Source organism: Psychroserpens sp. NJDZ02 (genome assembly GCF_004843725.1).
Taxonomy (GTDB): domain Bacteria; phylum Bacteroidota; class Bacteroidia; order Flavobacteriales; family Flavobacteriaceae; genus Olleya.
On sequence record NZ_CP039451.1, the window covers coordinates 3053530 to 3074390 of the forward strand.

Annotated in this window: 15 protein-coding genes and 1 pseudogene; 10 read left to right on the forward strand and 6 right to left on the reverse strand. The window is 33.7% G+C overall.

The features are described 5' to 3' along the window. Positions 1 to 63: 63 nt before the first annotated feature. From E9099_RS13475 to E9099_RS13490, 4 genes are all read right to left on the reverse strand, one after another. Positions 64 to 777 (reverse strand): hypothetical protein, encoded by a 714-nt coding sequence (locus E9099_RS13475; protein WP_136584072.1) that lies wholly within the window; start codon positions 775 to 777, stop codon positions 64 to 66. A 218-nt stretch (positions 778 to 995) separates the two neighbouring features. Beyond that, positions 996 to 6692 carry a T9SS type B sorting domain-containing protein gene (locus tag E9099_RS13480; protein ID WP_136584073.1) on the reverse strand — a complete coding sequence of 1899 codons (5697 nt, stop codon included), beginning with the start codon at positions 6690 to 6692 and terminating at the stop codon, positions 996 to 998. A 134-nt stretch (positions 6693 to 6826) separates the two neighbouring features. Continuing rightward, a complete protein-coding gene (gene ggt, locus E9099_RS13485) occupies positions 6827 to 8506 on the reverse strand; it encodes a gamma-glutamyltransferase (protein WP_136584074.1) in 1680 nt (559 codons plus the stop codon). Position 8507: 1 nt separating this feature from the next. Next, positions 8508 to 9101 (reverse strand): ACP phosphodiesterase, encoded by a 594-nt coding sequence (locus E9099_RS13490; RefSeq protein WP_136584075.1) that lies wholly within the window; start codon positions 9099 to 9101, stop codon positions 8508 to 8510. A gap of 40 nt (positions 9102 to 9141) precedes the next feature. On the opposite strand from E9099_RS13490, the gene E9099_RS13495 reads away from it, so the two are divergent. From E9099_RS13495 to E9099_RS13505, 3 genes are read left to right on the forward strand one after another with little or no spacing between them, the layout of a single operon-like run. After that, complete coding sequence (locus E9099_RS13495) at positions 9142 to 10212, forward strand: acyltransferase family protein (protein ID WP_168800755.1); 1071 nt, start codon at positions 9142 to 9144, stop codon at positions 10210 to 10212. Beyond that, a complete protein-coding gene (gene glmM / locus E9099_RS13500) occupies positions 10209 to 11597 on the forward strand; it encodes a phosphoglucosamine mutase (RefSeq protein ID WP_136584077.1) in 1389 nt (462 codons plus the stop codon). Before E9099_RS13495 ends, glmM begins: the two co-directional genes overlap by 4 nt. 27 nt (positions 11598 to 11624) lie before the next feature. Beyond that, a complete protein-coding gene (locus tag E9099_RS13505; RefSeq protein ID WP_136584078.1) occupies positions 11625 to 13124 on the forward strand; it encodes an aminotransferase class V-fold PLP-dependent enzyme in 1500 nt (499 codons plus the stop codon). Positions 13125 to 13218: 94 nt separating this feature from the next. Here E9099_RS13505 and E9099_RS13510 read toward each other — a convergent pair whose 3' ends face one another. Beyond that, positions 13219 to 14109 (reverse strand): lysophospholipid acyltransferase family protein, encoded by an 891-nt coding sequence (locus E9099_RS13510; RefSeq protein ID WP_136584079.1) that lies wholly within the window; start codon positions 14107 to 14109, stop codon positions 13219 to 13221. Positions 14110 to 14172: 63 nt separating this feature from the next. On the opposite strand from E9099_RS13510, the gene E9099_RS13515 reads away from it, so the two are divergent. After that, entirely contained in the window at positions 14173 to 14811 is a 639-nt protein-coding gene (locus E9099_RS13515; protein ID WP_136584080.1) for a rhomboid family intramembrane serine protease, read from the forward strand. Here the strand turns inward: E9099_RS13515 and E9099_RS13520 are convergent. After that, positions 14808 to 15320: a peroxiredoxin family protein gene (locus E9099_RS13520; RefSeq protein WP_136584081.1), complete on the reverse strand. Its 513-nt coding sequence runs from the start codon at positions 15318 to 15320 to the stop codon at positions 14808 to 14810. The two genes, E9099_RS13515 and E9099_RS13520, sit on opposite strands and share 4 nt — an antisense overlap. A gap of 64 nt (positions 15321 to 15384) precedes the next feature. Here E9099_RS13520 and mnmE point away from each other — a divergent pair, with 64 nt between their 5' ends. From mnmE to E9099_RS13550, 6 genes and pseudogenes are all read left to right on the forward strand, one after another. Next, positions 15385 to 16776: a tRNA uridine-5-carboxymethylaminomethyl(34) synthesis GTPase MnmE gene (gene mnmE, locus E9099_RS13525; RefSeq protein ID WP_136584082.1), complete on the forward strand. Its 1392-nt coding sequence runs from the start codon at positions 15385 to 15387 to the stop codon at positions 16774 to 16776. A 600-nt stretch (positions 16777 to 17376) separates the two neighbouring features. Then, entirely contained in the window at positions 17377 to 17619 is a 243-nt protein-coding gene (locus tag E9099_RS13530; RefSeq protein WP_136584083.1) for a helix-turn-helix transcriptional regulator, read from the forward strand. Then, on the forward strand, positions 17591 to 17908 hold the full coding sequence (locus E9099_RS13535) for a HipA N-terminal domain-containing protein (RefSeq protein WP_136584084.1): 318 nt from the start codon (positions 17591 to 17593) through the stop codon (positions 17906 to 17908). Before E9099_RS13530 ends, E9099_RS13535 begins: the two co-directional genes overlap by 29 nt. Then, complete coding sequence (locus E9099_RS13540) at positions 17905 to 18867, forward strand: HipA domain-containing protein (protein WP_136584085.1); 963 nt, start codon at positions 17905 to 17907, stop codon at positions 18865 to 18867. Before E9099_RS13535 ends, E9099_RS13540 begins: the two co-directional genes overlap by 4 nt. 27 nt (positions 18868 to 18894) lie before the next feature. Then, positions 18895 to 19209 (forward strand): annotated as a pseudogene (locus E9099_RS13545) (tRNA uridine-5-carboxymethylaminomethyl(34) synthesis GTPase MnmE); the annotation flags it as partial. A 631-nt stretch (positions 19210 to 19840) separates the two neighbouring features. Then, positions 19841 to 20854 carry a helix-turn-helix transcriptional regulator gene (locus E9099_RS13550; protein WP_136584086.1) on the forward strand — a complete coding sequence of 338 codons (1014 nt, stop codon included), beginning with the start codon at positions 19841 to 19843 and terminating at the stop codon, positions 20852 to 20854. Positions 20855 to 20861 lie beyond the last annotated feature (7 nt).

Sequence of the window (20861 nt, forward strand, 5' to 3'; positions counted from 1 at the left end):
AAAAGTAAAAGGTAAAGGGAGTCAAGCGAAGTGATTTTTATTACTAAAGGCTATTTTATACTATTATAAGCTTGTTTTAACTTCTCCCATATCTAATCCAAAAAAGAATAATTTATGATGAGTTGGTAATTGGGCACCAGTATCAGTAGTTTTCCAGTCGCTCCAAGTGGCTTCTAAACCTCCAATTGGTAATATATCAACCCACATTTTAAATGTCGTAGGCTTATAGTTTTCATCTAAAATCCACAAGTAAGAATCTCCAGGCGTGCTTCCGCCAGAAGTGTAAGTAACCAATAAGGCGTCTTTATTGTTATGTTTGACAATGCTACGTGTAGTTCCTTGGTCAAAAACCTTGTAAGGGGCTACTAGCCAAAATGAATCGTTGTTAAAATAAGTTATAGCTGTTTGTATTAACGTCGTACTATCTTCGTTGTCAATTTGCGAATTATTTATGTAGGCGATAGTGTTAGATGGATTATTTAAGTCTAATTCAACTTTATTATCTTTCCAATAGACTTCTACTAAGTTATCTTTTTTATTCCAGTTATAATGGTGTTTACCTCTAAAGGTCCATTCGATATGGTTTGTCGCTTTATAGGCGTCGGCATTTAGTGAAATTAACATTTTGTAAGCTAAAATATCGGCTTGTTTAGAGGGTGTTGCAAGTGGTAAGTCTTCGTTATATTTAAAATAAACGAAGCCAAAAAATAGTAAGCTTGGTAGTGTAAAGAATACGATTACTCCAGCTATTATTTTTAATATTTTTTTTAATTTCATTCTACAAATTTATAATAATTAAATAATAAAATTGAGCGTAAATGGTATTAATTAAAAGCGAATAAGTGTATCATTTCGTGGTTGTCAGTTTGTTTTTTGATTACCATTTTTCCAAAAACTAAAACAGCAATAACTTATTTAAGGTTATTGCTGTTACTTAGTTTTTAGTTGTTACTATGAAAAAAGACTAAACATTTTTATTAAAACAGTTTACTTGTTTAGCGTTTAAGCGTAAAATGCGATTTCATCGTTTTATTGACATTGGTATTTATTTCTCTGTATTGAATTGTAAACCAATAATCATTTGTAGGCATTGGATTACCGTTGTAGTTACCATCCCATCCAGCTCCCGTTGGACTTAATTGCTTTAAAAGTTTACCATAGCGATCAAAGATGTAAATTATAGCATCTGGTTGATCTTTTATAGAATAAATATTCCAAGTATCATTGGTACCGTCTCCATTTGGTGTAAAAAATAAAGGGTAGTCAATAATCATCACAGTAATGGTGTTTTCTCCGCAACCAATAGTATCTCTTACGGTTATAATATGTTCTCCAGGAGTAACATTAAAAAAGGTATACGTGTTATTGTTTGGGGTGTTTGCAACCCATTGCATTCCGTCAATACTAAACTCGTACATCATTGATAGGGAAGCAGCAGCATTGGTCGCTGTTATTGTTATATCATGTTGGTTTGCAAAAGCTAAAGTGGTGACAGCAGTTATAACTGGAGGGTTGCTTAATACGACTGTTGTACTCACAGGTTCGCTTTGACAGGCTGTTGTCTTGTTTGTGGCAATAACAGTATAAGTCCCGTAATCTGTAGGTGTTAATGATGCGTCCGTTTCTCCAGGTAATATTGTGTTATTATAATACCATTCAAAAGAGTAATTAATTGGGTTTAAGTGAGTCTCTATAATTTGAACCCCATCAGTATCTCTACATAAAATATATTGGTCTTCTAGTATAATTACAGGAAGAGGAAGTACTGTTAAAGTAAGTTCAGCTATGGCGTAACAATCACTCCCTGGAGCTGTGTCATCTACTCGTGTGTAAATAATTTGAGGATTATTAATGTTTTCGTATTGATTTGATAAAGTATTTTGTTCTAATTGTGCGTCTTCTAAATTTTGATAATAGCTTACTGTATAGTCGGTTGAATTTAGTCCATTTAATACATTCGAATTCTGCGAAGCTAAATCGAAAGTAGCGCTATCGTTTGTAGCATCTCCATCGGTTTCTGTATTATCATCACAAATACTATAAGTTTCTAAATTTTGATTGGCTAATATGGTGCTATTTGATACGGTAATAGTTTGTATTTGGTCAATAGCAGAATTACCATTAGTATCCATTAAGCTCCAAGTTCTTGTGATTATAAAAGCACCTGGACAAGGTCCATCTATAGTTGTATCAAAAAAGGTAGCTTCTATGTCTATCGAACAGTTGTCTGTCTCATCAGTGACATCTCCCGTAATCGCAATACTAGCGTCGTAATTTTGATTAATATCTGAAAAAATTTGGATATCTGATGGTACTGTGAATGTCGGATTTTCGTTGTCTTCTACAGTCACAATTTGCGTACAGGATGCGGTATTACCAACGCTATCTGTAGCTGTCCAAGTTACAATCGTGTCTCCTAAAGGATAAACACTAGGAGCGTCGTTAGTAATACTTGCTATAGTACAATTATCTGACCCCGTTGGAGTAGTACCCAAATTAACGTTACTAGCTGTGCATAGTCCGCTATCGGCGTTTACCGTTATTGCTATTGGGCAGGTAATAGTTGGATTTTGATTATCCTCTACAGTGACCGTTTGTGAGCATGTTGCAGTATTACCAGTTCCATCTATTACCGTCCAAGTTACTATTGTTTCACCTAAAGGATAAATTGTCGGTGCATCGTTAGTTATATTAGCGACAGTACAGTTATCCGAGCCTGTTGGGGCAATGCCTAAATTGACATTACTAGCGGTGCACAATCCATTATCAACTATTGTAGTTACTGTTATTGGACAGGTAATAGTTGGGTTTTGGTTATCCTGTACAGTGACAACTTGTAAACATGTGGCTGTGTTACCTGTTGCATCTGTTGCTGTCCATGTTACTATGGTGTCACCTAAAGGGTATATTGCTGGGGCATCATTAGTTATATTTGCTATAACACAGTTATCTAAACCTGTTGGAGTACTACCTAAATCTACATTGCTAGCTGTGCATATATCATTATCGACGGGTACAATTACGGTTGTTGGGCATGTGATAGTTGGGTTTTCATTATCTTCAATAGTTATAGTATGTGTCGCTGTGGAGCTATTTCCACAAAAATCTTCAATAGTATAAGTTCTTGTTACTACAGTTGGGTAATTACCAGTAGCAGTATCACTGTTAGTTACAGTTAGATTAGCATCAGCAACACAGGCATCAGTTATACTTAAACCTATTGCTTCTAGGCCAGCGACTGTTGTGGCCGGCGTCGTTGCATCGCTGGCTGCACAACCATCTATAGTTGTGTTGGCTATAATACCCATTACAACAGGGGCTATTGTGTCATTTACTAAATATTCATGTGTGCAGATTATGTTATAAAATTCGGTATCCCCAGTGTCAAATATAGAATTGTTATTTGTATCTAGGTATTCTCTAACGGTATAAGTTCTAGTTACAACCTGATTACAATTACCTGTATTTAGGCTGTTTTCTGCAAGTATTTGAATAATTCCGCAACTGTTATTGTTTATAACACCATCTGCATTTCCAAGTGCTTCAAATTCAGATTGACTTAATGTTGTGTTGGATGGTATGTCATCATAACATTGAACAGTTGTTTGGCTAGTCGGAAATGAAGGGCATATAGATTCTGTAATAGTTTTAGTCGTTATAGACACTTCAGCAATATCAAAGTTATCGCTATTTGTTATTTCTGTAATTCTGTATTGTAACGTATACGTTTGTCCTGCAATACTTGTTTCAGCAATATCTATATTTCCCATAGAATCTATTGTCATAATATTACTGGGATCACCGACTTCTGTGGTTACGATAAAATCTGTTTGAACTAGTGGCAGTTGACCATAAGTATCATTATCTAATACGTTTATGATAGCGTCGTAAACAGTTGATGGACAGATTTCTAAAACAGCATCATCTATAGCTGTTAAGTCGCTTTCTAGTATAGTTATAGTAATTGTTGTGCTGTCTATACCATTACAACCAGTATCTACAGTATAATCAAAAGTGTAAGTTCCTGCTTCTAAACCAGTCGCATCCCATAAGCTCTCATCGAGTGTTTCTGAAGGTATTGTAGTGGTTTCTGTAAAAGTTCCGAAATTATCAAATGGTCCTGTTATAAAATCAAATAAGCTTTCTAAAGTAGTGTCGATAAATGCTATATCTACAGTTTGTCCAGTACCAGCATTGGGAGGTCCATTGGTAATGGTATAGCTTAGTGTTTGATTGATACAAGAAGTCGGATTAGTGCTATCGGTTAGTGTGGCATTGTATGTGCCCGTGTCTGTAACAGAATAGGTGTCAAATGTTAACACATTTCCGGAAGCAGAAAAACTAGGGTCTCCATCTTTAGTCCATGTAACATCAATAAAAGATAGGGTGTTAACAGTAAGAGATCCAACTTCTCCAATACATAAGTCATAGGGTTTAATGACAATTGGTTGTGATTTGTTGCTATTAATAACAAAAGGAGTTATCGCACCACAATCATCACTTAATTGTACTACATATAAGCCTGGACTTATATCTGTAAAAACAGGGTTGTTTCCATTGTTTATAGTTGGATTAAGTGGTATACCATCTTTACTTATAAGTTCATAACTTAAGTTGACACCTAAGGCGTCTATAAATAAGTCATTAGTTCCACTTCCACAGTCGACCACAGTAAAATCAACAAGTGTAATGTTATTATCACCAATTGTAAATTCTTTTAAAGTATTATAACAGCGCACTTGATTACTATTTGTGGCGTAAGAATAATAAATTCTAAATAACCCAGATCCTGTAACGTTATTAATAGAACCACTATTAGTTAAAAACTGACCATAATTATTTTGATTATTACGTAATATAATAGAAGGTTGACCATCTTGGAAAAAATCAGTGTTATCGACATAATTGGTTAACTCAGCATTAGCACTATTGATATTTGCCCAAACACCATCTACAGAGTTAAATTTTTGAAGCACAAATATTGGGCTAGTTATATTAAATGTCGCATTGAGATGAAGATTAAAACTTCCACAAAAAGATGTAATTGTAGTGTCAACATTTTTAACAATAGCCCCATTAATAGTTTTTGAACCTGTTAAAGAGTAGCCACATGTTGTGTTTGCTAAAAAAGAGTAATCACCAGTAGGTAAATTATAAAGATATACAAAGTCACCGTAATAAGAATTAGTAACGATAGCTGTAGATAAGTCTATTACTAAAGGGCCTGTGTAGCTTGCTGGAGCAGCAGTAATTGTTAAACTGTTAAAACTAGCTGCGGAAAATAATTCATTACTATTTTCTTTTACAATGTTAATTTCTAAATTTCCAGCTGCACCACAACCTTCTCTTGTTTTTATGCTTAATTCTCTTGGAGAACTATCATTTTCGATACTTGTATATTTATTTAATTCGCGTCCACATCTATCTTTAATTAAAAAATGGTAATCCCCATCGGGGAAGCTTAAGTTATAGTCTCCTAAATCTAAGTTGTTGCCATTAGTGATTGGATCTGATATATTTGACCCAACAGGAAAAATGGGATTATATAAATTCGGGTCGTTATTAATATCAAATGCTGGAGGTGCCGATACAACTTCAATTGTTATTGGAAATGCAAAGTTTCTGAAACTGGAAAATCTTAAACGCTGTCCGCCACATTCTTGTGTTGTTTGTTTGTGAAGAGATAGATTTGGTGGTCCTGAAAAAATTCTAGTGCTTAAATAAACAACGGTGCCACATATATCTGTTATTTGAGTTGTTACAGGGTAGGACGTGATTTGCGTTGGAAGATTATAATACGTTCCATTTTGACTTGGGGAGGTCCAAGTATCAGTCATTACTGTGTCATTTCCATCTGCATCGTCATCAAAAGTTAGCGTGACATCAAAAGGAAAGAAATTTTCGTCAAGATTAACTGTAACACCTCCTGTACTTAATTCTTGTAGGACGTTAATAAGTAGGCTAGTTTCTGAACAATCATCCTGGTCAATATTAATAGGATATGAATAAGGCGGGGTGTAATTCGGTGCTAAGTCTAATAAATTGAGCCCTTGGGCAACTACATTTCCGCAAATATCTTCTACTTCTATAGTGTAGTTTCCAAATGCTAAATCTGTAAATATGCTTTCCGCACCAGCATCTATTTCAGCCTGGGTAATTGTTTCAATTAACGCACCAGCTTGTTTAACTCTATATTCTAAAGCATTACCAGAGTTTAATAATACAGTTATGGTACCCAAACAAGCACTTTCTTGAATGGCATCAAATGCAATAGGGATAATGTTATTAGGTACTGTGATTTCTTGTTCTATAATAGTCTCAATACTTCCAATGATTTCAGTTGCTCTAATAAGATAAGTACCACTATTTAAGGTTGTTATATTAGTGGTGAAATCAATAGAAGTAATTGGTCCTTCTAAAACGGTTTCGCTATTTAGTGGTGTTGCTAAGTCTGAGGTATCATATACTAAAAACTCAAAAGTAGCACCAATTTCAGAACCGTTAATGTCTATTTGGATGTTCCCATTTCCTGCGCATTCTTCCCCTGTAGCACTAAGGCTCATGGTGTAATCAGAAAAGGGGTTAGTTTTTATGTCACTGTTTAGGTTAGAAGATTCTGTTATGTTAAATCCGCTACTTGAGCTTATTACAATAAAAAATAGAAAAGCTATTGTGGAATATTTTTTTATCATTTTTGGTTGGAGTTAGATGTCCTTTTTAAAGAAAACATCCTTATAAAAATTATTGATTATTTTAAACAAAGATACGTGTTCTTTATTTTTTAATCAAAAAATGAAGTAAAAATACTACAACTCGATTTCGAGCTTCAAAAACCAATAGCTTTATCGTCTCCACGTCGGTCCGCTCCACCTTCCAATTGTCCATTATCTAAAACTAAAATACCATCCACTTTACCAATAACATCCGCATTTTCTTGCGTTATATTATAACCTTTAGCTTGCAGTTGATCTATTAATTCGGGATCAAATGAGTCAGGCTCCATTCTGATCGTATCGGGTAACCATTGGTGATGGAATCGTGGTGCATTAACAGCCTCTTGCATGGTCATTTCAAATTCGTGTACATTTAAAATAGTTTGCATGACGGAAGTGATTATTGTTGATCCTCCCGGCGTCCCTAAAGTCATAAATAGTTTATCATCTTTCTCGACAATAGTTGGTGTCATAGAGCTTAACATACGTTTTTCAGGTAGAATTGAATTCGCTTCAGCGCCAATTAACCCGTATACATTAGGAATACCTGGCTTGCTAGAAAAATCATCCATTTCGTTGTTAAAAAAGAAACCTAACTCTGGACTGTATAATTTAGAACCATATCCTGAGTTTAAAGTGGTTGTTACTGCTATTGCATTTCCAAATTGATCGACAATAGAGTAGTGTGTTGTTTCATTACTTTCAATAATATCTACTGTTCCATGTGACACTTTGGTTGATGGTGTCGCTTTATCAAAACTAAAATCAGCCATTCTACCATTTAAATAATTAGCGCTTATTAAATGGTCTTGTGGTATGGTTACAAAATCAGGATCACCTAAATAAAAGCTTCGATCGGCGTAGGCACGACGCTCTGCTTCCGTGATCACTTGAATCGTTTTAAGGGTATTATGTCCAAATTCGTCTAGCTTGTAATCTTCAATTTGTAACATGATTTGCGCTAAACAAATCCCACCACTAGAGGGCGGTGACATAGATATGATATTTAAATTATCGTATTCAAAAGTAACAGGTGTTCTCCATTTAGCTTCGTAACTGGCTAAATCTTCAGTGCTTATAATTCCACCATTCTCTTGAATAAAAGCCGCTAGTTTTTGAGCCGTTTCCCCTTTATAAAATTCATCTCTACCATTACGCATAATGGCTTCTAATGTTTTTGCTAAGTTAGGTTGCTTGATGGTATCGTTAGCCTTCCATGACTTACTAAAAAGGATAGGTTTTTTGTTTACTTCTAAAAACACCTGACGTTTTTCGTCTAAAACAGCTTGGTCTTTTTTTGTAATTACAAAACCACGCTTTGCTAAATCTATCACAGGTTGCATGATGGTTTCTATGGGTAGTGTTCCAAATTTGTCATGTACTTCAAATAGACCTGCAATTGTACCAGGGATACCAACTGCCAATGCGCCTTTGGTACTTAAATCAGGAATAACATGGCCTAAACTGTCTAAATACATGTTTTTTGTGGCAGCTTTTGAAGCTTTTTCACGATAATCTAAAGCGCCAAAACGGCCATCTTCTAAACGATACACCATAAAACCACCGCCTCCAATATTACCCGCATAAGGGTAGCAAACGGCTAAAGCTAAGTCTGTTGCAATCATAGCGTCAAAAACGTTTCCGCCTTGTTTTAAAATACTGGTTCCAATTTTTGAAGCTTCTTCTCGAGCAGAAACTACAATTGCTTTTTCTGCAATTAAACCTCGATTTTTATCTGTTTTACAACTGTAAAAAGAAACCGCAATAAGCGTAACTAGGATTAATTTTTTCATTTTATCTAGATTGTAAAGTGGCTAAAGTGTCGTTTGAAAAAGCAATTAAGTCCTCAAAAAAGCTAGTGAATTCAGCTTCAAATTCATTATAAAATTCTTGTAATTCGTTAACAGCTAAATTCATCTTAGACTTATTTTTAGTGCGTTTATTCATGCCTTCTAATACTTTGGCTATCCCTTCGATAGATGCATAACTTAGTAGCCAATTATCAGCCAACATATGTGGCATCATTTTTTGAATCCGTTGTGGTAAAATTTCAAAATTATCCTCAAGTGTTTCATAAAAATTATCGATATAATCAGCCAAGGGTTCGTCAGAATATTTAGACCAGTTTTTTGCTAAATAATGATCGTATAAAATGTCTACAATAATACCCGAATAATGCCCGTAGTTTTCGTGTAAGCGTTTGGTGCTTTTTCTTACTGTAGGGTGTGCGTCCGTAAAGGTGTCAATTTGTAAATGTAATAGAATACCTGTTTGGATTTCGTCCTCAAAATGGTCGTATTTATTACCTCTAATCCCATCAGCAATAAAATTACCAATAGTTATTTTTTTATTATTTCCGGAAAGATATATGTGTGCTAGAAAATTCATCTTATAAATATATGTATTTTTAGCCTCTAAATTTTACTATTTGAAACGATTACCCAATTTAGATGTTTTACGTTTTGTGCTCACGGTGGTTGTTGTGTTTTTTCATTTACCACAATTAACTCGTAATCAAGGCCTCCCTTATTTTATAGACGCGCCAATTTTTAATCGCGGTATGGAAGCAGTCTATATGTTTTTTGTGTTAAGTGGTTTTTTAATTATCAAATTAATTTACAACGCTAAGCAAAAGGGCGTTTTTTCAATTCGGAAATTTTATGTCAGACGAATGTTAAGAATATTTCCTTTGTATTATTTAATTACCGTTTTTGGCTTTTTATTTTACTGGGTAGTTTTACCAAAAATAGGCATCCCTTTTGAAAATAATTACCAATTAACGGAAGGTGTTTTATTGGTTGTTTTTTTCTTACCCAATGTATTTGCAGAATTACATATGCCAGGCGGTATTTTAGAAATATTGTGGTCTATTGGTATTGAAGAGCAGTTTTATATTGTTATCGCGCCAGTATTGTTTTTGATTAATAAAAATAGAATATTACAATTTTTGATTGTTTTTACCAGTATATATTTTGTGGTGTTTCATCTAGAAGTCTTTAGTGTTTTAGGTAATTATATTATGGTCTTTTTCTTTCTGTTTTTCGGAGGGATTATTGCTATTCTTGAAGAAAAAAAGCAATTAGAGTTTTTGAAACAATCAAAAGTAATCCCTATAACGATTGTCTTTTTAACTTTGTTATACTTTACAACGTCTATATTTCATTTTGAATCTAGCGTGCTATTTAATTTACTAACAATGGTACTGTTTGGTCTATTTATACACACCATTACACATAATAATTTAGGAATAGACATTAAAAACAAAACACTTAATTATTTAGGAAAAATATCTTACGGATTATATATGTATCATGTTATCGCATTAAACGCTGTAGTTTTCTTATTTTTGAAACTACAAAAGGCAGACTTATTTAATGATAGATTAACTATAATCTTGATGTATATACTAACCTTTATATTAACTATTGCAATAGCACATTTGTCTTATAAATATTTCGAAAGCTATTTTTTAAAACTTAAAAACAAATTTAGAGAATGACACTTATAAAATCTATATCAGGAATTAGAGGAACTATTGGAGGAACCGTTGGAGAAAACTTAACACCAATTGATGCTGTAAAATTTGCATCAGCTTATGGGACGTGGTTAAAACAACAGCGTAACAAAACAGACTATAAGGTTGTTGTTGGTCGTGATGCCCGATTGTCTGGGGATATGATTCAAAATTTAGTAATGAATACGTTAGTAGGATTAGGGATTCACGTTGTGGATTTAGGATTGTCTACAACACCTACAGTGGAGATTGCTGTCCCTATGGAGCATGCGGATGGTGGCATTATATTAACTGCTAGCCATAATCCAAAACAATGGAATGCTTTAAAATTGTTGAATGCGAAAGGTGAGTTTTTAGATGGCGCAGAAGGACAAAAGATTTTGGAAATTGCAGAATCTGATGCCATGACCTTTGCAGAGGTTGATGACTTAGGGCAGATCACTAAAAACGATGCTTATATTGATATACATATTGATGAGGTTTTAGATTTGGACTATGTAAATCAAAAAGCCATTGAAGACGCTAATTTTAAAGTCGTTGTTGATGGTGTAAATAGTACAGGAGGAATTGCGATTCCATTGTTGCTAGAACGTTTAGGCGTGGAAGCGGTTAAGTTGTATTGCGATCCAACAGGTCATTTTCCGCACAATCCAGAACCATTAAAAGAGCATTTAGGTGATTTGTCTAACGAAGTAAAGAAGCACAAAGCTGATTTTGGTATTGTTGTAGACCCGGATGTCGATAGATTAGCTTTTATGGATGAAAACGGAGAGATGTTTGGAGAAGAGTATACGCTTGTTGCTTGTGCAGATTGGATATTGAGCCAAAACCCAGGGAATACAGTAAGTAATATGAGCTCGACTAGAGCCTTACGTGATATTACAGAAAAGCATGGAGGTACTTATGAAGCCTCTGCGGTAGGAGAGGTTAATGTTGTGGCTTTAATGAAAAAAAACAATGCTGTTATTGGAGGTGAAGGTAACGGAGGCATTATATATCCAGAGTCACACTACGGTCGTGATGCATTAGTAGGTGTCGCTTTATTTTTAAGCTTATTAGCGGAAAGAAAATTAAGTGTTAGCGAATTGCGTAAAACGTATACGAGTTACTTTATGAGTAAAAAGAAAATACAATTAACACCAACGTTAGACGTCGATGCTATTTTAAAGGCAATGGAAGAAAAATATAGCAACGAAAATTTAACGACAATTGATGGGGTTAAAATAGATTTTGCTGAAAGCTGGGCACATCTACGTAAGAGTAATACGGAGCCAATTATCAGAATTTACACGGAAGCAAAGCGTCAATCTGAAGCCGATAGCTTAGCAGATAAAATTATTGCAGAAATCAAGCAAATCGCTAATATTTAGTATTTTTAAATTGTAAATCAGTTAGTTATGTACGTTACAAAAGCAGAAAGAACCGAAAAATCTAAATTAGAAGCTTATTTTGCTCAATTTAGACAACATATTGTAGGTATAGATCAAGAGTTTGAATCGCCTTACGGTACAAAAAAAATGGTGTACACAGATTGGACTGCTTCTGGACGTTTATATAGGCCAATAGAGGATAAATTACTCAATCAATTTGGGCCATTTGTAGCCAATACACATACCGAAACAACAGTGTCTGGTACGGCAATGACTAATGCATATCATAAAGCTAGGCAAATTATAAAAGGCCATGTTAATACCAATGCAGACGATGTTTTAATTGTCGCGGGGAATGGTATGACTAGTGTTGTCAATAAATTTCAACGGATTTTAGGATTAAAAGTACCTGAGAATATTAAAAAATTCACCACAATTCCTGAAGAGGTAAAACCAGTTGTTTTTGTAACGCATATGGAGCACCATTCTAATCATACCTCTTGGTTAGAAACCATCGCAAAAGTGGAAGTGATTCCTGCTGGAGAAGACGGCTTGTTTAGTTTAGAAAATTTAGAGGTGCTTTTGGAGCAATATAAAGACTGCACGTTAAAAATAGCTTCAGTCATTGGAGGAAGTAATGTGACGGGTATTGAAACGCCATACCATCAAATTGCTAAGTTAATGCATCAAAATGGAGGGGTTTGTTTTGTGGATTTTGCCTGCTCAGCACCTTATGTTACTATTAACATGCATCCGGAGGATGAAGAAGAAGCCTTAGACGCGATTTTCTTTTCGCCACATAAATTTTTAGGAGGCCCAGGGACTTCTGGAGTGTTAGTATTTAATAAAAAGTTATACAAAAATATGATTCCTGATTGTCCAGGAGGAGGTACCGTCAGTTGGACCAATCCTTGGGGAGAGCATAAATATATTGATAATATTGAGGACCGAGAAGATGGTGGGACACCAGGATTTTTACAAACCATAAAAACAGCTTTAGCTATTAAGCTTAAAGAGCAAATGGGCGTCAAAAACATCTTGGATAGGGAGCATGAATTATTGCATCAGATATTTTCTAATTTAGACGGTGTTGAGAATATCAAAATATTAGCAGGCGATCAAAAAGACCGTTTAGGTGTGATTTCATTTTATATAGACAATTTACATTTTAATTTAGGGGTCAAATTACTGAATGATAAATTCGGAATTCAAACCCGTGGTGGTTGTAGTTGTGCAGGAACTTACGGGCATTATCTATTACATGTCGATCAAGCGCAATCTACTAGTTTGGTTAATCAGATTTCATTAGGAGATTTAATACGCAAACCGGGTTGGATGCGTATGTCTATTCACCCAACGACAACTTGTGACGAGATGGATTATGTGTGTGAAAGCTTAATAGCTTTAGCCGAAAATCATGAAGAATGGGCTAAAGATTATGAATATAATAAGGCTAATAACGAGTTTATACATAAAAGCTTTGTGCCTAAAAACGATGTTAGAGTTAGCGATTGGTTTGAGTTGTAATCCAGAGCTTCTAAAAAAAAGAGTTAAAGGCTCTTAAAACTAAAAAGACCTCACAATTTTAAAGTTGTGAGGTCTTTTTTGTGTCGTGTCATATCTATTTAAAATCTTCAGCAGTTTTACCACGATGTTTCCAACGCTTATGCGTCCATAGGTAATATTGTGGCGCTTCTTCAATTTGTTGTTCGACTAACTTAAAAAAGGCATCCGTAATTTCGTAATCTTTAAACTCATTTGGATTTTCCGCTAACGTTGTAAAGGTCGTTTCGTAAAAGCCTCTTTTAGCTCTTTTTACAGCAAAAAAGACTACGGTCATATCTAACTTTTTAGCTAATAATTCAGCACCAGTATGCACAGGGACATGTATTCCCATAAAATCTAACCAATGGTGTGCTTTCCAAGGTTTAGGGCTTTGATCAGAGACAAATCCATTAATAGTTAATTGTCCATCACTTTTAGCTTTCTGTAAGATATCAGAAGTTTCTTTAGTAGTAATAAGGTAAGAGTTGTATTTGGCTCTAATACGTTTGACTAATCTGTCAAAGTATTTATTTCCTAATTGTTTGTAAACGGCGTATCCTTTACTTTTAACATGATTTTGAAGAATAAAAATCCATTCCCAACTGCCGTAATGTGCGCACATTAAAATGATACTTCTATTATTGTTTTCGTGTTTATGTATTTCTTCAATATTTGGAAACGTCATACGCTTCAGCATTTGTTTTTCAGTTATGGTTAAAGATTTAATAGCTTCAACAACCATATCACATAAATGATGGTAGAATTTTTTTCTAATGGCCACTATTTCAGCTTCAGATTTATTAGGATAAACAAGATGTAAATTTTCTTTAACGGTTTTTTTTCTATAACCAATAATATAATAGATCAAAAAATATAATCCATCAGAAAAGGCGTACAAAAGTCTAAAGGGAAGTATGGAAATCAACCATAAAAAAGGATAAATTAAAATGTAGGCTAATAATTGCATGAATACTTGTTAGTTTTGCGAGCACAAATATATGTTATATTTGATTTAAACTTAAACTAGATAATGGGTAATTTAAATTTAATAACTATAATAATTATTGCAGCCAACGTCATCATTTCTTATAAAGGGTTTGAGGATCATGCTTTTTTTGAGAAGTATAAATTTAATGTAGGTGCTGTTAAAAGGGGAGAGCAATTCAGAATTTTTAGTTCTGGTTTTTTACATGTCAATACACAACATTTATTATTTAATATGTTGACGCTTTACTTTTTTGCATGGGTAGTTATTGATAAGGTTGGGCAAACCAAGTTTCTAATTATTTACTTAGTCAGTCTAGTCGCAGGGAGTTTATTATCCTTAATATTTAATAAAAACAACTACCATTATAGTGCAGTTGGAGCCAGTGGAGCGGTAATGGGTATTATTTATTCAGCAATAATGTTCGAGCCTTTTCTTCTTAAAATCTATGGTATTGTACCCGGTTGGATATTTGGTATTGGATACTTATTGTATTCTATTTATGGCATGAAAAAACAAATAGGTAACATTGGTCACGATGCACACTTTGGAGGTGCTGTTGGTGGATATGTTACTACATTAATTATAGCCCCTTGGTTATTGCAAAAAGATCTAACTATGGTTTTAGTATTAGCTATACCAATTGTGGTCTTATTTGTAATGCAAAAATTGGGTAAAATCTAGTTGTCTAAAATTTCAGCAACCTTATCTTCCAGTGCTTTTTCACGTAGGTTTTTAGCAATTACTTTACCATCACCATCCAATATGTAGGTTGCAGGGATAGCATGTACACCATAAGCTACAGCAATAGGTTCTTGCCAACCTTGTAGGTTAGATACGTGTTTCCATGTTAATTTATCTTGTGCTATGGCGTTTATCCAACGGGATGCTTGCCCTTGTTTATCTAAAGATACACCTATAATTTCTAGACCTTTACTATGGTATTTGTTATACATTTTTACCACGGTTGGATTTTCACGTCTACAAGGGCTACACCAACTAGCCCAAAAATCTAAAATAATCACCTTCGCTTTGATATCTCCTAAAGACAAATCTTTACCTTCGGGTGTTTTAGCGGTAAATGTAGGCGCATAATCACCAATATTAGTTCCAAAAACAAGTGGTGTTTGTGGTTCTTGTTTACAAGATAAGCTTAAAGTAGCCACTAAAAAAAGTAAAATATATGGTTTCATGATGCTATTATTTCTCACAAATATAAAATATAAAAATTGAATATTTTATGTCTATTTTTGCAATATGATTTATAACGACACAATTGTAGCATTAGCAACCGCTTCAGGAGCAGGGGCAGTGGCCATTATTAGGTTATCCGGTAAAGAGGCTATTGCTATCGCAGACCAGTGTTTTGAGTCTGTTAAAAAGACAAAAAAACTGTTACAGCAAAAAACGCATACCATACATTTAGGTCATATTGTGGATGATAAACGGACAATTGATCAAGTGTTAGTGTCGGTTTTTAAAAACCCTAATTCTTATACTGGTGAAGATGTCGTGGAAGTGTCTTGTCATGGCTCGATATATATTCAACAAGAAATTATTCAGTTATTTTTAAGAAATGGTTGCCGTATGGCGAATGCAGGCGAATTTACGCTACGTTCTTTCTTAAACGGTAAATTAGATTTAAGTCAAGCGGAAGCGGTCGCAGATTTAATTGCCAGTGATAATGAAGCCTCGCACCAAATAGCGATGCAGCAAATGCGCGGTGGTTTTTCTAGCGAAATCGCAAAATTACGTGAAGAATTAATGAATTTTGCGTCGTTAATCGAATTAGAATTAGATTTTGCAGAGGAAGATGTCGAGTTTGCAGACCGGTCTCAGTTTCAGGCTTTGGTCGAAAAAATCACTTTTGTATTAAAACGATTAATCGATAGTTTTGCAGTTGGTAATGTGATTAAAAACGGAATTCCTGTAGCTATTGTAGGCGAACCAAATGTGGGGAAATCAACATTGTTAAATGCGCTTTTAAATGAAGATAGAGCAATTGTTAGTGCTATTGCCGGAACAACAAGAGATACTATTGAAGACGAATTAGTGATTGAAGGTATCGGTTTTAGGTTTATTGATACCGCAGGGATTAGAGAGACTGAAGATGTTGTAGAAAGTATTGGAATAAAGAAAACCTTCGAAAAAATGGAGCAGGCGCAAGTTATTGTGCTTCTATTTTCTGCAGAAGAATTTAAAACAGAAAGTAAACGGGTCACCTTTGAAATTGAAAAAATAAAAAACAAATTCCCGCTTAAACCTTTAGTAATCATAGCTAATAAAATTGATACGTTAACGCCAGAAGAATTGGACGTCTTAACCGCTCAGTTTGAAAATGTCCACTTATTATCTGCTAAATCTGGACTTGGCGTAGAGGAATTAAAAGAAAAAATGATTGGTTTTGTCAATACAGGCGCACTCCGTAATAACGAGACGATTGTGACTAACACCAGACATTATGATTCGTTATTAAAAGCGTTTGAAGAAATCCAAAAAGTAAAATATGGCCTAGAATCTGGGTTGTCAGGAGATTTATTAGCGATAGATATTAAACAAGCCCTATACCATTTTGGCGAGATTACAGGCGAAATTACTAGTGATGATTTACTAGGTAATATTTTTGCTAACTTTTGTATTGGAAAATGACGAGGGTTAACAAAGGAAAGTAAAAGACTATAAAGCGCTAGTAAACAGCGTTTTTATAAAAAGTAATTTTGTTTTCTATCCTTTCAAAATACTGTGTTAGTAGTTTTGGTACTTCTAAAGTACAGTTGCATTATTTTATTTTTCACAAAGCTGTACAAATGTACACCTATTATGAAAATCACATTAAAGCGGAAAAAATTAAAAGACAATATCAGTCTATTTATTGAGTACTAAAACGGAAGTACAATCAATTTTGATGGAAAAAGAGTACACAACAGAAGGCAGGAGTATTTAAAGATATACTTGCATTTCACTCCTTCTACTTCTAAAGAGGAAAATGAAAATAAGGAAAATCTTGAATTAGCAGAAAACATTTATAGTATTAGAAAAGCTGAATACCTTCAAGGTAAATTTAAAATTCAAGACAAAAGTAAAAGTAAACAGTGGAGCCTGGCGCTAGGGCTCATTTTAAAAATTAACTGATTTTTAAAACGGAAAATTACACCTCAAAAGGTATAAAAACCACACAAAAACACAATATACACCCATAAAGGTATAATATGAAAATATTTCACTACATTGTACCCATAAAGGTATATTATGAATAACTGGGATAGAGAAAACAGTATCGCCCAATTTGTAAGGGTTAGACGTAAAAAAGCAAAACTAACACAAGTAGAGTTGTCTGACTTTACAGGAGTAGGATTGCGTTTTGTACGTGAACTTGAACAAGGGAAACCAAATCTAATGTCAGATAAAGTAAATCAAGTACTCTTATTTTTCGGACACACATTAACTCCAACACCTATAAGCGATGAGACAAGGCGAAATATGGGTAAATAACACATTGGCAGGTGTTTTAACTGAAGATGACAATGATTATGATTTTAAGTATGAGCAAACATACTTAGAAAAAGAAAATGCAAAACAAGTTAGTGTAACGCTACCATTACAAAAAGATTCTTTTAAATCAGAACAACTATTTCCTTTCTTCGATGGTTTAATTCCTGAAGGTTGGTTATTAGATATTGCACACAAAAACTGGAAAATAAACCCAAGAGATCGAATGGGTTTATTATTAACGACATGTAGAGATTGTATTGGTAATATTAGCATTATAGAAAAAGTATGAAGTATTGTTTAGCTTGTCATAAAAAACTAAATAAAGGGGATAAAAATTATCACCAAAAATGTCTTGCAGATTTTTGGCAAGAAGATACTCCTGTACTAGAGCTAGATTACGAGTTATCTCAAATTGAGGATTTAGCCAAAGAAAACATAGCACAACGTATTATTGTAACAGGAGTGCAACCCAAATTGTCATTAGGTTTCACGCAAGAGAATGCTCAAAATAGATTAACTATTGTTGGAGCATTAAACGGAAGATATATTTTAAAACCACCGTTTCAATTATACCCACAAATGCCAGAGATTGAGGCATTGTCTATGTTGTTAACACAAGCTTGTGGTATTTTAACAGTACCATTTTTATTAATTCCTTTAAAAGATGGTTCGTTAGCTTATTTAACAAAACGAATAGATCGCAACGGAAAGGGAGAAAAATTCCCAATGGAAGATGCTTGCCAATTTACAGAACGCTTAACAGAACATAAATACCGTGGTTCTTACGAGCAAATAGCAAAAGGAATTTTTAGATATACACAAAGCCCTTTACTGGAAACCGTAAAGTTTTATCAGCAAGTGATTTTATCTTTCCTGATTGGGAATAACGATATGCATTTAAAGAACTTTTCTATAATAGCCGATGATAATAAACATTATGAATTATCACCTGCTTATGATATGGTTGCTGTAAAATTATTAATACCAGAAGATCAAGAAGAGTTAGCGTTAAATCTTAATGGTAAAAAACGAAAACTGAAACGTGAAGATTTTAACGAAGCAATGTTAAAAGCACACATTCCAGAAAAAGCAATCGAAAACCTTTGGAAACGTATAGAAAAAGGAATGAAAAGCTGGGGAGCTTTAATTGACAATAGTTTTTTGAGTGATAACTTAAAAGAAACTCTTGTAGGATTAATAAACGAAAGAACACTTCAGTTAAAACTGAATATCAAAAAAATACAATAAGTAAAAATATGGTAGACCAAACAGTTTGAAAATGTCCACTTATTATCAGCTAAATCTGGACTTGGCGTAGAGGAATTAAAAGAAAAAATGATTGGTTTTGTTAATACAGGCGCACTCCGTAATAACGAGACGATTGTGACTAATACCAGACATTATGATTCGTTATTAAAAGCGTTTGAAGAAATCCAAAAAGTAAAATATGGCCTAGAATCTGGGTTGTCAGGAGATTTATTAGCGATAGATATTAGACAAGCCTTATACCATTTTGGCGAGATTACAGGCGAAATTACTAGTGATGATTTACTAGGTAATATTTTTGCTAACTTTTGTATTGGAAAGTAAGTAATTTATACAATTTATAATTTTCGTAAAATTAGGTCTCTCAAACTTAATTGAATATGGCTTTTAAAGGAAAATAGACCCTTATATTTTTCTTAGAGACCTTGCGTGTGTAGATAGGTAACACTACAATGTGCCTTCGATAACAGCAGGTATATGTTACCACATTGGATATGCTAATAAATGAAAGCAAACTTAAATCAATTAGTGTAAAAAGAAATAGGACATATGCTAAATAGTATATGTCTTTTACAGCAGCAGTTAAAACTATTATTGAATTGACTAGGCGCAAAGGGGGCATTATATTCTCATAAAAAATGTTTCAAAACATAAATTGATTTGTTGCTTAATTATTGTAAAACCATGCTAATTGGTACTTATGGTAAAACAAACAATCAACACTTTTAATGTTGTATATAGTTGACACATTGTTACTCTTGCATTTAAACCTAAATAACAAAAAAAAACAATAGTTTTTTGTAGAATTAACAACAAACAATATTATTCTACGTAAAGTATGAATTAGTATTATTATAAAGGATGGAAAAAAATGAATCTAATTAATTCAAATGAAATCTTATCTACAAAAAAAAGCCCTACATTTAACTTCGCTTAACCTCAATAACCAAAACAAATGGCCACTAACAGGCACGCACAAATTCGTTATACCATTCTAGATAAGTGTTTTAGTAATTTTAATAGGAATTTTACCTACGATGATTTACTAGAAGAAATAAATCAAGTTTTACAAGAAATTGGATCAGAGGGCATACAATTAAGACAGTTACAATATGATATAGCCCACATGAAATCTGATGTGGGCTACGCTATTGAGTTAAATGAAGATCTTAAGGAAGGAAAAAAAAGAGTTTTTAGATATAACGACAAAAACTTTTCTTTAGCTAATAATCCGCTTAACGTTGAAGATACAGAGCAATTGGAATCTACACTAGCTATATTATCACGTTACAAAAATAGAGAAGAATTTAATTGGTTAGAAGAACTTATTCCAAGAATGGAGCAAGCTTTTGATTTAGTTTCAAATGGAGACGATAGCGCTATAAGTTATCAAGGAAATCAAGATTTAAAAGGATTACATCATTTAGGTGTACTATTCAATCTAATTATTAAAAGAAAAGTTACAGAAATAGAATATGAGACTTTTGCTAATAAAATAGAATTAGCAATTGTATATCCATACCATTTGAAACAATATAACAATAGGTGGTTTTTGTTTTGTTTTAACCCAACCTACAATTCAATTTCTAATTATCCTTTGGATAGAATTACCCAATTACGGGAAACCGTAAAAACATTTGCTGGATCTTCTATAAATTGGCTAGATTATTTTGAGGATATTATAGGAGTTACCAAACCGATGGATGTAGTATTAGAAAAAATAAAATTGAAGTTTTCTGAAAATAGAATTAATTATGTTTTAACTAAGCCATTACATGGAACGCAAAAAATAGATAAGGAAGATAAATCAAATTGCTTAGTTCTAATTGAAGTAATTCCAAATCGAGAGTTGTATCAGCAGTTATTAGCGTTTGGTGAGGATGTTGAAGTAATATCGCCCAAAAGAATAAGGCAGGAAATGATAAATAAAATAAAATTGATGAGCAATCAATATAACCATGCAGAATAGGTGCATG

What these genes read in the sequence shown, in the direction of transcription:
- E9099_RS13475 (WP_136584072.1), bottom strand. Translation starts at nt 777, where the DNA reads ATGAAATTAAAAAAAATATTAAAAATAATAGCTGGAGTAATCGTATTC.
- E9099_RS13480 (WP_136584073.1), bottom strand. Translation starts at nt 6,692, where the DNA reads ATGATAAAAAAATATTCCACAATAGCTTTTCTATTTTTTATTGTAATA.
- ggt (WP_136584074.1), bottom strand. Translation starts at nt 8,506, where the DNA reads ATGAAAAAATTAATCCTAGTTACGCTTATTGCGGTTTCTTTTTACAGT.
- E9099_RS13490 (WP_136584075.1), bottom strand. Translation starts at nt 9,101, where the DNA reads ATGAATTTTCTAGCACACATATATCTTTCCGGAAATAATAAAAAAATA.
- glmM (WP_136584077.1), top strand. Translation starts at nt 10,209, where the DNA reads ATGACACTTATAAAATCTATATCAGGAATTAGAGGAACTATTGGAGGA.
- E9099_RS13505 (WP_136584078.1), top strand. Translation starts at nt 11,625, where the DNA reads ATGTACGTTACAAAAGCAGAAAGAACCGAAAAATCTAAATTAGAAGCT.
- E9099_RS13510 (WP_136584079.1), bottom strand. Translation starts at nt 14,109, where the DNA reads ATGCAATTATTAGCCTACATTTTAATTTATCCTTTTTTATGGTTGATT.
- E9099_RS13515 (WP_136584080.1), top strand. Translation starts at nt 14,173, where the DNA reads ATGGGTAATTTAAATTTAATAACTATAATAATTATTGCAGCCAACGTC.
- E9099_RS13520 (WP_136584081.1), bottom strand. Translation starts at nt 15,320, where the DNA reads ATGAAACCATATATTTTACTTTTTTTAGTGGCTACTTTAAGCTTATCT.
- mnmE (WP_136584082.1), top strand. Translation starts at nt 15,385, where the DNA reads ATGATTTATAACGACACAATTGTAGCATTAGCAACCGCTTCAGGAGCA.
- E9099_RS13530 (WP_136584083.1), top strand. Translation starts at nt 17,377, where the DNA reads ATGAATAACTGGGATAGAGAAAACAGTATCGCCCAATTTGTAAGGGTT.
- E9099_RS13535 (WP_136584084.1), top strand. Translation starts at nt 17,591, where the DNA reads ATGAGACAAGGCGAAATATGGGTAAATAACACATTGGCAGGTGTTTTA.
- E9099_RS13540 (WP_136584085.1), top strand. Translation starts at nt 17,905, where the DNA reads ATGAAGTATTGTTTAGCTTGTCATAAAAAACTAAATAAAGGGGATAAA.
- E9099_RS13550 (WP_136584086.1), top strand. Translation starts at nt 19,841, where the DNA reads ATGGCCACTAACAGGCACGCACAAATTCGTTATACCATTCTAGATAAG.